This is a genomic window from Bradyrhizobium sp. RD5-C2 (assembly GCF_019972155.1).
In the GTDB taxonomy this organism is placed as follows: Bacteria; Pseudomonadota; Alphaproteobacteria; order Rhizobiales; family Xanthobacteraceae; genus Bradyrhizobium.
Genome location: NZ_BOVL01000056.1, coordinates 15,019 through 27,736, shown reverse-complemented (window position 1 = coordinate 27,736; position 12,718 = coordinate 15,019). Strand labels below are relative to the sequence as shown.

Here is a 12,718-nt window from a genome sequence, read left to right as displayed (position 1 = left end):
CAGCGAAGTTGGGGCATTCTCATGAAATTGAAGACGTTTGTTTCCATGACGTCAGCGATGTCGCTCGTCGCATCGCTGGCTTGTGTTGCAACGCCGGCGCGCGCGGGCCAGGACGGCGACAATGGCGATCGCGGCGTCGGCGAGTCCCGCGGTCACGATCAAGACCAGGATCAAGATCATGACGGCGGCCATCACGGCCGCAAGCCGCGCGTGGTGTTGATCTCGCTCGATGGTGCCAAGCCCGATTTCATCCAGAAATTCATCGAGGAAGGCGTGCTGCCGCGCGACGGTGGCCTCGCCCGGCTCAGCCGGCGCGGCGCAGTGGCGCTGCAGAACGTGACGGCGTCGCCATCGCTCACCGCAGTCTCGCATATCGCGATCGCGACCGGTTCGACGGCGGTCCATAACGACATCCCGTCCAACACGTTCCAGCCGATCGTCGGCCCGATCTCCACCAGCATTAGCGGCTTCGCTGCGCCGATCGGCGGCTACAGCGAAAGCCCGCTCGGGCCGTCGGCGCATCCGACGGCACAGCCGCTCTGGGTGCAGCTGCGCCAGCAAGGCAAGAAGGTCGTCACCGCGACGTGGCCCGGCGGCGACGGCGCCGACATCTCGATCAACAAGACCGTGGTGCAGCCGGCCCAGCCCACCCGCGTGACCGACTTCACGGTGCCGTTCGGCGCATTCGGCGGCATCGGCGCCCAAGGCTTCTCGCTGTCGCGCAGCGACTTCACGACCGATCCGGGCATCGTCGCGGCGCTGCAGGCCGCCGGCCACTTCTCGTTCAGCCCGGTGCTGGTGACCTCGGCGCCGATCGAGACGTTCTCATGCTCTCAGGCTGCGACCGCGACCTGCACCAACGCTGGGACGCTCGACGTCAAATATTCGATCCGCGTCGCCGCGATCGACACCACCAATGACCGCAAGGTGAACTACGACACGCTGGTGTTCTTCGATGCTATCAGAGGCATCACTGCAGGACCGTTCCATGCACCGTCGACCGGGCCGGCCTACGTCAAGTTCGGCGGCGAGAACGCGCCGTTCTTCTTCGAAGGCAGCGGGGCCAAGGTCGGCGCCGCCTACTTCGTCTCGGCGCTGTCGCCCGATCTTTCGACTGTGCGCTTCGCCCGTTACGGCGCCAACTTCATCCCGCGCAACACGTCTGTCCTCGCCGATGTCGACGACATCAACAACAACATCGGCTTCTGGCGTCCGCAGGCCGACTTTCGCATCCCGGAGCGCCTGAGCCCCGGCTTCACCACCTTCCTCGACGTCGAGATCGAGACGATGTTCGAGGACATGGTGAAGACCTTCGTGCGCTACCAGGCCAATATCGGCGAACGCGCGATCAAGACCCATCCGGACGCCGATCTCGTCATGGTCTATATCGAGCAGCCCGACGGCTCCGAGCACCAGTTCCTGCTGACCGATCCCCGCCAGGGCACCAGCCCGACCGACCCGAATTCGATTGGCGCCAATCAGGATCCCGCCAAAGTCAAGCGCTACGCCTCCTACATCCGCTTCGCCTACCAGACCGCAGACAGAGCGGTGAAGCAGATCGCCGATGCGGCGGGCCATGACAGCAATGTCGTCGTGGTGTCGGACCACGGCTTCGCGCCATTCCACACCTCGGTCAATCTCACCAACATCCTGCGCAACGCGGGCATCGACACCAGCAAGGTCGGGATCCGCACCTCCGGGCCGGCCGCCGACATCTACGTCAACCTGCAGAACCGCGAGCTCGGCGGCACCGTCGATCTGGCGACCTACCGTAACCTGGTGGCGCGGATCACCGATGCGGTGAAGAACGCGGTCGATCCCAATGCGCGCTTCAACTACTCGCTGAAGGAGCAGCGCATCTTCACCGTCGTCGAAACCCGGCCGCTGCAATGCGACGCCGGAACCGGACAGTGCATCAGCAAGACCGTCGGCCAGGACTATGGCGACGTGTTCGCGCTGATGGCGCCCGGCTACAATTTCGACGGCATCCAGAACCCCGGCGTCGCGCGCCAGGGCGATGCGCCGTTCAATTCGGCAACCACCGCGTTGTCGATGCCGAACTTCTACGGCGCCCACGGTCACGATCCCGAGCTTCCAGTGATGAGCGCGACCTTCATCGCCGCGGGGCCGCACATCCGAAGGGACACCGTGGTGCGGCGCATGCGCAATATCGACGTGGCGCCGACAGTCATGCGGCTCCTCGGCACCACACCGCACCAGGTCGATGGCGAGGTGCTGAGCGAGGTCCTGCGCTAGGATACTCGCGCAAATTTATTGCGGTGGACGTCAGACCGGCGTCCACCGCCTCGCCAATCACAACGGGAATCGTCACGCGCGCGGCGTGCCGAACCGCTCGATTACCTCGGCAAGCGAAACGTGACCGGCGCAAGCGCCGGATCCCGGGCTGCTCTCGCCGCTCTCCAGCGCCGTCGCGTAGATCACGGCCGGATCGGCCTCCAGTCGCGCGCGAATTGCGGCCAGCTTCGGCCAGCGACTGCGGTCGGCGACGGCGTGGAAATCGAGCCAGCGCGCAACACCGATCAGCAGCCCATCCGCCAATGTCGGATGGTCGCCGAGCAGGAACGGCCCATCGCCGATCAGTTGCTCGAGCCGGTCGTGGCGCTGCACGACATTGCCCTGCCCCCACTGCCGCAGCGCGGACTGCATCGCGGGATTCGGCGTTTGCATCTCCAGCGCCGCCCACAGCGGACTGAACGCCGCGGTGAAGCCGGTATTCACGAAGGCCATCAGCTGATGCATCCGGTCGTCCTCCGGCGACAACGGGTCGAAGCTGATGCGACGCTCGGTATCGCGTGCCGCGAGCCAACCTGCGATCGCCATGTTCTCGGTAAGCACCTTGCCGTGATCCGTGACGAAGGCCGGCGTTTCATGCCGCGGATTGATCCGCGCATAGGAGGGATCGCGCATCTCGCCGAGCATGTCGACGCGGCAAAGGCGATAGGGCTTGCGCAGCCATTCGAGAGCTGCAACGAGCCCCATGGAGCTTCCGAGCGGGAAGCCATAGATGAGGATAGGTTCCATGACGTGGTCTCCGGTGATGTCAGACGATCACGCTGCGCAGCGGAGCCGGACCCTATTCGCCACAACCGTGAAGTAAATTACGCACCTTTTTGTAACCACGAGCCGCCATGAAATCTCTCGTCTCCCGCTGCCCGATCGAGGAAGTGATGCGGATCCTGAGCGGCCGCTGGCCGACGCTGCTGATCTATTATCTGAAGCAGGGCACCAAACGCTTCAGCGACCTGCGCCGCGACAACCCGACCATCTCGCACAAGATGCTGACCCTGGAGCTGCGCAAGCTCGAGGACGCCGGCATCGTCGAGCGCACCGAATTCGAAGGCTATCCGCTGCGCGTCGAATACCAGCTCACGCCGGCCGGCCATCGGCTGGTGCCGCTGATCGACGCGCTGGGTGAATGGTGGGAAACGACGTCGGATGCCGGAGCACAGTCCAGCTCCGCGGATGCCGAGCCGGTCATTCCGAATACCGTCTCGCGGGATTGAACGGCACGAAGCGCCGTCAAACTTGCGCTGGCATCGGATACGCTCCCGAAGTATCAGTTTTGATGCGCGGCAGTGCGCGGGGAGCCAAACCAAGGTGCCGAAGAGCACAGCCAGAGCATGATCCGGAAAAGTGCGAAGCGGTTTTCCGAAAAGATCATGCTGAAACAAGGCGCGAAGACGGGCGGCGTGACGGCTCCCGCGATCACGCCGACTTCGACCACCGCGCCCGGTGCGCGCGGCTGGCGCGACTATGCACTGCTGCTGGCGCTGGCCTGCTGCTGGAGCTCGACCTATCCGCTGACCAAGATCGGGCTCGGCTCGATCCCGCCGGTCACCTTCATCTCGGCACGCTCTTTGGTCGCCGCAGCCTTCCTGCTCGTGGTGCTGCGGATCCGCGGCATCCGCATCCCAACCGACATCAAGGCCTGGAAGCTGTTCGCCTTCCAGCAGACCATCAACTCGACCATTCCGTTCCTGGTGATCACCTGGGCCCAGCTCTATGTGCCGGCGTCCAATACCGTGGTGCTGGCCTCGACGACGCCGATCTTCGCCTTCCTGATCACCTGGGCGATCACGCGGCACGAGCCCGCCTCGCCGCTCAAGTTCGTCGGCGCGATCCTCGGCCTCGCCGGCACCGTCGCGATCATCGGCCTCGACGCGCTCTCCGGCTTCGGCAAGGAGATTGTCGCCGAGATCGCGATCCTGCTCGCCACCGTCTCGTTCGCCTGCGCCACGATCTTCGGGCTTCGCCTCTCCGACTATGACCCCATGGTGGTGGCGACCGGCTCGCTGCTGTTCGGCGGCACCGTGCTGCTGCCGGCCGCCCTGATCGTCGACCACCCCTGGACGCTGCACCCGACGCCGCAGGCGCTGGTCGCCACCGTCGTGATGGGCATCTTCTCGAGCGCGTTCGGTCTGATGCTGTTCTACATGTGCCTGACGCGGCTCGGCACGCTCACGACAAATGCGCAAGGTTACTTGCGGATTCCGATTGGCGTCGCGCTATCGGTGATCCTGCTCGGGGAATCCGTGCCGTCGAACCTCGCGCTCGGCCTGCTGCTGGTCATGGCCGGCGTCGCCGCGATGACAATCCCGGGCGAAGCCGTGAAGCGGTGGCTAGGCAGGTTGCGCGGATAGCCGTTCCGGCTACTTCTTGTCGTCCGCCAGCAACGCGCGGTATTTCGCGACGTCGCGGGTCACGAGTTGCTGCAGCACTTCGGGTGTGAGTTCATCGGCGTCGGGCGCTACCGTCGACAACTCGACAAAGCGCTTCTTCACCGCCTCGCTCGCGACCGCGGTGCGCGCGGCGGCATTGAGCTTGGCGATGATGTCAGGCGGGGTGCCCTTCGGTGCGAACAGGCCGTTCCAGCCCTGCGCCTCGAACTCGGCCAGGCCGGTCGGCAAGTCCGGCAGCGAGGCGAGCCGCACGGTCGAGCCGACCACGACCGCCTTCACCAGTTTGTCGTCGATCGCCTGCGACACCGAAGCGGCCGCATCGCAGACGCCGTCGATCTGGCTGCCGATCGCGTCCGTCAGCGCGAGCGCGGCGCCGCGATAGCCGACGAGCTGCACGTCGATCCCGGCGGCATGCACGAAGCTCTTGCAGATCAAATAATTCGAGGAGCCGACGCCGGCATGGCCGAGATTGACCTTGCCCGGATTCTTCTTGGCGTAGTCGATGAATTCCTTGAGGTCCTTGGCCGGAAAATCCTTGCGCAGCGCGACGATGCCGAAGGTCTTCGCAACCACGGCGATCGGCGCGAAGGAATCCGGCGTGAACGACAGCTTCGGATAGATCGTGTAGGTCGCCGCATTGGTGCCGGCGTTGCCGATCGCAATCGTGTAGCCGTCCGGCTCGGCGCGTGCGGCGCGGGTCAACGCAGTCGAGCCACCGGCACCGCCGACATTCTCGATGATGATGGTCTGGCCGAGCGCCGTACCCATCTGGTCGGCCACCGCGCGGGCAATCACATCCGAGGTGCCGCCGGCCGTGAACGGTACGATCATCGTGATCGGACGCTTCGGGAAGTCCAGCTTCGAGGTATCCTGGGCGTGCGCGGCCGTCGCAAGCAGCAGCAATGCAGCCGCCGCTGCGGCAAGGCACCTTCCAAACATGACGGTTAGGCCGCCTTTTCGTGATGCTGGACCAGACCCGCGAAAAGGCCGCGGCCGTCGGTGCAGCCCATGATCTCTTCGACGTGGTTTTCCGGATGCGGCATCATGCCGAGCACGTTGCCGCGCTCGTTGACGATGCCGGCGATCGAATGCGCGGCGCCGTTGAAGTTGGAAGCCTCATCGACCTCGCCCTCGGCCGAGCAGTAGCGGTACAGCACCCGCCCGTCGCCCTCGAGCCGCTTCAGCGTCTCCTCGTCCGCCTCGTAATTGCCCTCGCCATGCGCGACCGGCACGCGGATCACCTGGCCGGCATTGTAGCCGCGGGTGAACGGCGTGTCGGAGCGTTCGATGCGCATATGCACGTCGCGGCAGACGAATTTCAGCCCGGCATTGCGCATCAGCACGCCCGGCAACAGCCCGGACTCGCAGAGAATCTGAAAGCCGTTGCAGACGCCGAGGACCAGCCCGCCCTTGGCGGCGAAGTCACGCACCGCGTCCATCACGGGCGCGCGGGCCGCGATCGCGCCGCAGCGCAGATAGTCGCCATAGGAGAAGCCGCCGGGCACCACCACGAGGTCGGTGCCCTTGGGCAGCGCGGTCTCGGCGTGCCACACCATCGCGGTCTCATTGCCGGATGCAAGCTTGAGCGCGCGCGCCATGTCGCGCTCGCGGTTGATGCCGGGGAAGACGAGGACGGCTGATTTCATTGCATCACCTGGTTTTGGGTGCCAGCACGAGCTTAACTGCGGCGGCAAACTTCGCGTAATTGTCGTTGCTGGCCTTTTCGTCACGCGCCGAGCTGATCAGGCTGGCAGAGCCTTGTCCGGCAAGCAGCAAGCCGCTGACCTGATACTCGCTTGCGCCGTTGGCTGCCACGGTCAGGCGCCGTGCCTTGAACATGCGCGGCCCCGCGGTGCCCTTGTCGCCATCAACGCCGAGCAGCGTAATGCGCTGCCCCGGCGTCCGCTGCTCCAGCGCCTTGATGATCTGCTCCTGCCCCTCGCGGAACTGGTCGAGCGTCATCTGTTTTCCGCCGGTATAATACCGGTAGCTCACCTTGGAGCCTGCGCCGCAGGCCGATTGCGCGCAGCGGAACATATGCACATCGGAGCCGCGGCGCTCGTAGCTCCATCCGCTGACCGTGAATGGTGGCGCCTGCGTCGTCGCGGCAGGCGCTGCCGGCGCCGGTTGAGCCGAAGCCCCGCCGATTCCGGCTACCGTCAGCAAGCCGACCACGAGCGCTCGGACGAAGATTTGGTCTCTGCGAGCAGAGGTGGGAGCGGCTGTCATCATTTGGCTCGCTCGCTAGCTCAGAACCTCGACCCGGTAATTCTCGATCACGGTATTGGCCAGCAGCTTGTCGGCGGCGGCCTTCAGCGCCGCCTCCGCCTTGGCCTTGTCGGTCGCGGCGAGCTCGATGTCGAACACCTTGCCCTGGCGAACGCTGGCGACGCCGTCGACGCCGAGCGATTTCAGCGCGCCCTCGATCGCCTTGCCTTGCGGATCGAGGATGCCCGACTTCAATGTCACAGTTACACGTGCCTTCACGGTCGCCCCTTAAGCTTAGCTCTTCACCAGCACCGGGCCACTGCCGGCCGGCCGCTCGTTTTCGATCAGAATGCCGAGCCGCTTCGCGACCTCGGTGTAGGCCTCGAGCAAGCCACCCAGATCCCGGCGGAAACGGTCCTTGTCGAGCTTCTCGTTCGACTTGATGTCCCAGAGACGGCAGGAGTCCGGCGAGATTTCGTCGGCGACGATGATCCGCATCATCTCGTTCTCGAACAGCCGCCCGCACTCCATCTTGAAGTCGACGAGGCGGATGCCGATGCCGAGGAAGAGGCCGGTCAGGAAGTCGTTGACGCGGATCGCCAGCGCCATGATGTCGTCGATTTCCTGCGGCGTGGCCCAGCCGAACGCGGTGATGTGCTCTTCCGACACCATGGGGTCGTTGAGCTGGTCGTTCTTGTAATAGAACTCGATGATCGAGCGCGGCAGTTGGGTGCCCTCCTCGATCCCGAGCCGCTGCGACAGCGAGCCGGCGGCGACGTTCCGCACCACCACCTCGAGCGGCACGATCTCGACCTCGCGAATCAGCTGTTCGCGCATGTTGAGGCGGCGGATGAAGTGGGTCGGCACCCCGATGTCGTTGAGATGCTGAAACAGGTACTCCGAAATCCGGTTGTTGAGGACGCCCTTGCCCTCGATCACCTGGTGTTTCTTGGCGTTGAACGCGGTCGCGTCGTCCTTGAAGTGCTGGATCAGGGTTCCCGGCTCGGGGCCTTCGTAAAGCACCTTGGCCTTGCCTTCATAAATACGGCGTCGACGGCTCATTGGGATGTACCGTGTTTTGTTGAAATCCATGGATTTGGGTGCTCCGGATGACTTGGGGTTACGACCCACGACGGAGCTGCCGCGGAGGCCTGGAACCTGGGCAATCCAACTGGAAACAGAACAAGAACCATGCCTGTTGGCAACCTATCCGATTGGCCCTTCCAGCACAATCGATAGTGCCCCATGCAGGGCACTTATACCGCCCTATCAAAAAGGCCCGATTCCGCCTGTTTGCCTGCGGCTTAACGGCTCGTTGTCTTGCCGATTCCTCCCACTTATCTAGGCAGGCATCGGGGCTGCCGCAACGAGCATCGGCCCGCCATTCAGCAGGGAAATGGAACTTCGGCATGAACGAATTCAACAAGCGCGAGGAAGGTTTCGAGAAGAAGTTCGCCCTCGACGAGGAGCTGAAGTTCAAGGCCGAAGCGCGCCGGAACAAGTTGCTCGGCCTGTGGGCGGCCGAGAAGCTCGGCATCACGGGCGATGCGGCCGGCGCCTATGCCAAGGAAGTGGTGGCCGCCGATTTCGAGGAGGCCGGCGACAAGGACGTCCTGCACAAGGTTCTGAAGGACCTCACCGCCAAGGGCCAGGCCACGACCGAGCGCGACGTTCGCGCCAAGATGGACGAATTGCTGGCTGTGGCTGCGGCTCAGGTGAAGGCTGGAACTTGAAGGCGGGGACGTAAGTCCCCGCGACGGCGATTCCCGATACCTATTTCAACGTGATCTGCATGCTCATCGAGCCGTTCACGTTGAAACCTTCCTGCTGCTGACCGTATTGCCGGGCGACGTTGATGTTCACATTGATCGATTCGAGCCGGCAATCCCTGGCGATCACCTCGCGCAACAGGTCGCATTCGTGCGCCGCCATTTCGTAAACGGTGCGGCGAGCGCGGTCGCGCAGCTTCTGTGCCTCCTCGCCGTCACCGCTCGGCCCCGGCAGGAACAGGTTGACGTTACTCTGAACGCGGACCATCCCTTCCTGGCGGATCGGAGCGGCTTGCTCGATCAGGGTGATGCGCCCGGCCGGAGTTTGAGGGAAAGCAGGAGCCGTCAGGAGCAGCAGGCTGATGGCCGTTGCGGACAGGCGTGTCATCGACGTCATGGCGGATCCTTGCACCGAGGGAACGTGACGCGTTTCTAACCACCTCCGGTTGCAACAAGACAAACCGCGGCGGGCAAAAACCCCGATGCCACTTCATCACCCGTTAACGGTGACGTTGTCGCGACGGACGGGGCGGCTTCGCGGCCGGCGCGGCCGATTCCACCTTGCTGAAATCAGTGCGGATGATGTCGAGCAAGCGGCGCGACGCGGCGCTGAGGAAGCCGCCATGCCGCGTCACCGCGACAACCTCGTGACTTGCGGTGAGATTGCCGACGCGGATCGTCGCGATCGACCCGGCGCGCAGCTCCTCCGCTGCGTTGCTGTGCGACAGCAGCGCGATCCCGAGCCCGGCCTCAACCAGCCGCTTCTGTGCCGTCAGGCTGTCGACCGGTGTCCAAGCGACCTCGCCGAGCCCGTGCGTCAGGAACAATGCGAACACATGCGATGCGGTGATTTCGCGCCGTCCCGGCACCTCGGGAAAGGCGATCCAGCGCTCGTCCCTGAGATCGGCGAGACGGCCGACACGGCGTCCCGCCAGCGGATGGTCCGGCGCGCAGACCAGACCGAGCGGCTCGGCGAACAGCACCTCGCAATCGAGCTCGCCGGAGCGGTCGCGGTCGTAGCGCAGCCCGATCGTGGCCTCGCCGCGCCGGATCAGATCACTGACCTCGGCACTGGTCGCGGTGCGCAATGTCAGCGCGACATCCGGATGCTGGCGGGCAAAGCGCTTCAGCACCTTGGAGAGCCGCTCGCCCGCAAGCGTGCCGGTCACCGCCAGCGCCACCGGACCGGAATTGTCGCGCAACAGCGCGCGCACCGCATTCTCCGCATCCTGCGCCGCCGCCACCGCACGTTCGGCATAGGGCACCATCACCCGCCCCGCATCGCTCAATCTGGTCTTGCCCGCGACCCGCTCGAACAGTGGCACGCCGAGTTCCTGCTCGAGCAGCGCGATACGGCGGGAGATCGCCGGCTGCGAGCGGTGCAGTGCCTTGGCGGCATTCGAGACGCCGCCGCGCCGGTGCACCACCAGGAACGTGTTGAGCGCGTCGCTGTCCATTCGCCAGGCCTCATGCAAAAAGCTGATGACATCGAAAGAAATAGCAAATTTGTCTGATGGTCGAAACCGCCCTATCGCTGCTTTCAGACGCTTTTTTCAACCCTCAGGAGTTCACATGCGCACCCAGGCAGACAAGGCAGCACGCTTTCGCGAGCTGCATCAGCGGCCCGGCGCCTTCATCATTCCGAACCCATGGGATGCCGGCACGGCGAAGCTGCTCGCGGCGATGGGCTTCGAGGCGCTTGCGACCACGAGCCTCGGGCTCGCCAACACACTCGGCCGCGCAACCGTCGGCCTCGACGAGATCATCGAGAACTGCCGGGCGATCGCTGATGCCACCGACCTGCCCGTCAATGCCGATCTGGAGAATTGCGGCGCCGACATGCCGAAGCTCGCGGCCGAGGCGATACGGTTCGCCGCCGAAGCCGGCGCAGTGGGCGGCTCGATCGAGGATTCGACCGGCGATCGCGAGCGTCCGATCTACGACTTCGCGCTGGCGGTCGAGCGGGTGCAGGCCGCCGTCGAGGCGGCACGGGCGCTGCCCTTCCCGTTCACGCTGACGGCGCGCGCGGAGAACTTCCTCTGGGGTCGCAAGGATCTCGACGACACGATCAGGCGGCTGCAGGCGTTCGAGGCCGCCGGCGCCGACGTGCTGTATTCGCCGGGCCTCTACGACATCGACACCATCAGGACCGTGGTGTCGTCGGTCAAGAAGCCGTTCAACCTCGTGATGGGCTTCGCCGACCCGACCCTGACGGTCGAGCAACTGACCGCCGCCGGCGTCAAGCGCATCAGCGTCGGCGGCGCGATGGAGCGGCACGCGCTGGCCGCGTTCCTGCGCTGTGCCCGCGAGATGAAGGATCAGGGCGCGTTCAGCTTCGTCCGCGACATGGCGCCGGTGAGGGAGGTGCGCGAGGCGTTTGCTGCCGCGAAAGGCGCGTAGCGCGTGGGACGTCCTGCCCAGCGCCAGGGAATGCCGGCGCCGCCCCGGGACTTGCCTGAGGCGGCGTATCCACTGATCTGGTATGGTAGCGCGAACACCGCAAGTCCGGCCAAGGCGCTACCAGACCTGACGATTCATGACAGGTCGCGACTTGCAGGCAGCCTCAGGCAATGCCAAGAGAGCGGGATCATGTCCCAGGATCACATTTCCAACGTTCTCGCTGAACGTTATGCCTCACCCGCCATGCGCGCCATCTGGAGTGGCGAGGGCAAGGTTCGCCTCGAACGCGACTACTGGATCGCCGTGCTGAAGGGCCAGCGCGATCTCGGGATTCCGGTTCCGGACGGCGTGATCGAAAGCTACGAGCGCGTCAAGGACCAGATCAACCTGGCCTCCATCATGCAGCGCGAGCGCGTCACCCGCCACGACGTCAAGGCGCGCATCGAGGAGTTCTGCGATCTGGCCGGTCACGAGCACCTGCACAAGGGCATGACCAGCCGCGACCTCACCGAAAACGTCGAACAGCTGCAGGTCTACCGCGCGTTGCAGCTGGTCGAGACCAAGAGCATCGCCGCGCTGATTCGGTTTGCGAAGCGCGCGCAGCAATTGCGCGACATCCCGTTCACCGCGCGCACCCACAACGTCGCTGCGCAGGTCACGACGCTCGGCAAGCGCATCGCCATGTCAGGCGAAGAGATGCTGCTGGCGCATCAGAGCCTGGTCAACGTGCTGCAGACCTACCCCGCGCGCGGCCTGAAGGGCGCAGTGGGCACCCGTCTCGACCAGATCACCTTGTTCAATGGCGATGCCGGCAAGGCGCGCGCGCTCGAGGAGCGCATCCTCGTTCACCTCGGCTTGCCGAAAGCGCTCGACGCCGTCGGCCAGGTGTATCCGCGCAGCCTCGACTTCCGTGCGGTCAGCGTGCTCACCGAGCTCGCCAGCGGTCCCGGCAACTTCGCCAAGACCATCCGCCTGATGGCGGGCCACGAACTCGCCAGTGAAGGTTTTGCCAAGGGCCAGGTCGGGTCCTCGGCCATGCCGCACAAGATGAACAGCCGCTCCTGCGAGCGCATCAATGGCCTGCATGTGATCCTGAAGGGCTATCTCGCCATGGCCTCCGGGCTCGCCGGCGATCAGTGGAACGAAGGCGACGTCTCCTGCTCGGTCGTCCGCCGCGTCATGCTGCCGGATGCCTTCCTCGCCATGGATGGCTTGCTCGAAACCCTGCTCACCGTGCTCGATCAGATGGAGGTGTTCGAAGCCGTCGTCGCGACCGAGCTCAACCGCTATCTGCCCTTCCTGCTGACCACCACGGTGATGATGGAAGCGGTCAAGAAGGGCGCCGGCCGCGAAGGCGCCCACGAGGCTATCAAGGAGCACGCCGTCGCCGCCATCGGCGACCTGCGCACCGGCAAGATTGTGCAGAACGATCTGCTGCAGCGTCTCGCCGCCGACCAACGGCTCGGCTTGAGCGAAAGCGAATTGCAGCTCGTGCTCGCGCAAGGTCGCGCCAACTCCGGCGACGCCGGCGCCCAGGTCGATTATTTCGCCGAGCAAGTCGACGCGCTCGCCCGGGCCAAGCCGGAAGCGGCGAGCTACGCGCCGGGTACGATCCTGTAGTGTCATTTGCCATTGGCGAGT

The 12,718-nt window shown here is 64.9% G+C and carries 14 protein-coding genes; 6 read left to right on the top strand and 8 right to left on the bottom strand.

Translation table 11 applies throughout. From position 1 onward, the window contains the following. Positions 1-21: 21 nt before the first annotated feature. Positions 22-2,256: an alkaline phosphatase family protein gene (locus BraRD5C2_RS34765; protein ID WP_223976136.1), complete on the top strand. Its 2,235-nt coding sequence runs from the start codon at positions 22-24 to the stop codon at positions 2,254-2,256. A gap of 72 nt (positions 2,257-2,328) precedes the next feature. Here BraRD5C2_RS34765 and BraRD5C2_RS34760 read toward each other — a convergent pair whose 3' ends face one another. Beyond that, entirely contained in the window at positions 2,329-3,042 is a 714-nt protein-coding gene (locus tag BraRD5C2_RS34760; protein ID WP_223976133.1) for a glutathione S-transferase family protein, read from the bottom strand. A gap of 107 nt (positions 3,043-3,149) precedes the next feature. On the opposite strand from BraRD5C2_RS34760, the gene BraRD5C2_RS34755 reads away from it, so the two are divergent. Next, positions 3,150-3,524, top strand: a complete 375-nt coding sequence (locus tag BraRD5C2_RS34755) for a winged helix-turn-helix transcriptional regulator (RefSeq protein ID WP_223976130.1) — start codon at positions 3,150-3,152, stop codon at positions 3,522-3,524. 156 nt (positions 3,525-3,680) lie between these two features. Further along, positions 3,681-4,661 (top strand): DMT family transporter, encoded by a 981-nt coding sequence (locus tag BraRD5C2_RS34750; protein ID WP_223976127.1) that lies wholly within the window; start codon positions 3,681-3,683, stop codon positions 4,659-4,661. 9 nt (positions 4,662-4,670) lie between these two features. On the opposite strand, the gene BraRD5C2_RS34745 is transcribed toward BraRD5C2_RS34750, so the two are convergent. Genes BraRD5C2_RS34745 through purC form a run of 5 tightly spaced genes read right to left on the bottom strand, consistent with a single transcriptional unit; the run spans position 4,671 to position 7,970 of the window. Then, positions 4,671-5,639: a tripartite tricarboxylate transporter substrate-binding protein gene (locus BraRD5C2_RS34745; RefSeq protein WP_223976124.1), complete on the bottom strand. Its 969-nt coding sequence runs from the start codon at positions 5,637-5,639 to the stop codon at positions 4,671-4,673. 5 nt (positions 5,640-5,644) lie between these two features. Beyond that, positions 5,645-6,346 (bottom strand): phosphoribosylformylglycinamidine synthase subunit PurQ, encoded by a 702-nt coding sequence (gene purQ / locus BraRD5C2_RS34740; RefSeq protein ID WP_223976121.1) that lies wholly within the window; start codon positions 6,344-6,346, stop codon positions 5,645-5,647. Between the two features lie 4 nt (positions 6,347-6,350). Continuing rightward, the gene (locus BraRD5C2_RS34735) at positions 6,351-6,932 is read right to left on the bottom strand and encodes a hypothetical protein (RefSeq protein WP_223976119.1); all 582 of its coding nucleotides are present in this window, start codon (positions 6,930-6,932) and stop codon (positions 6,351-6,353) included. A gap of 12 nt (positions 6,933-6,944) precedes the next feature. Then, positions 6,945-7,187, bottom strand: coding sequence for a phosphoribosylformylglycinamidine synthase subunit PurS (gene purS / locus BraRD5C2_RS34730; protein WP_029083848.1), 243 nt, complete (start codon positions 7,185-7,187; stop codon positions 6,945-6,947). Between the two features lie 15 nt (positions 7,188-7,202). Continuing rightward, the gene (gene purC, locus BraRD5C2_RS34725; RefSeq protein WP_016843454.1) at positions 7,203-7,970 is read right to left on the bottom strand and encodes a phosphoribosylaminoimidazolesuccinocarboxamide synthase; all 768 of its coding nucleotides are present in this window, start codon (positions 7,968-7,970) and stop codon (positions 7,203-7,205) included. Between the two features lie 347 nt (positions 7,971-8,317). Between purC and BraRD5C2_RS34720 the strand changes: the two genes are divergently transcribed. Then, the gene (locus tag BraRD5C2_RS34720; protein ID WP_223976116.1) at positions 8,318-8,641 is read left to right on the top strand and encodes a DUF1476 domain-containing protein; all 324 of its coding nucleotides are present in this window, start codon (positions 8,318-8,320) and stop codon (positions 8,639-8,641) included. 40 nt (positions 8,642-8,681) lie between these two features. On the opposite strand, the gene BraRD5C2_RS34715 is transcribed toward BraRD5C2_RS34720, so the two are convergent. Together BraRD5C2_RS34715 and BraRD5C2_RS34710 are read right to left on the bottom strand one after the other, a co-directional pair. Continuing rightward, positions 8,682-9,074 carry a hypothetical protein gene (locus BraRD5C2_RS34715; protein WP_223976114.1) on the bottom strand — a complete coding sequence of 131 codons (393 nt, stop codon included), beginning with the start codon at positions 9,072-9,074 and terminating at the stop codon, positions 8,682-8,684. Between the two features lie 103 nt (positions 9,075-9,177). After that, positions 9,178-10,134: a LysR family transcriptional regulator gene (locus BraRD5C2_RS34710; RefSeq protein WP_223976110.1), complete on the bottom strand. Its 957-nt coding sequence runs from the start codon at positions 10,132-10,134 to the stop codon at positions 9,178-9,180. Positions 10,135-10,249: 115 nt separating this feature from the next. Between BraRD5C2_RS34710 and BraRD5C2_RS34705 the strand changes: the two genes are divergently transcribed. Continuing rightward, the gene (locus BraRD5C2_RS34705; RefSeq protein ID WP_223976107.1) at positions 10,250-11,077 is read left to right on the top strand and encodes an isocitrate lyase/PEP mutase family protein; all 828 of its coding nucleotides are present in this window, start codon (positions 10,250-10,252) and stop codon (positions 11,075-11,077) included. 189 nt (positions 11,078-11,266) lie between these two features. Then, positions 11,267-12,697 (top strand): adenylosuccinate lyase, encoded by a 1,431-nt coding sequence (gene purB / locus BraRD5C2_RS34700; RefSeq protein ID WP_223976105.1) that lies wholly within the window; start codon positions 11,267-11,269, stop codon positions 12,695-12,697. Positions 12,698-12,718 lie beyond the last annotated feature (21 nt).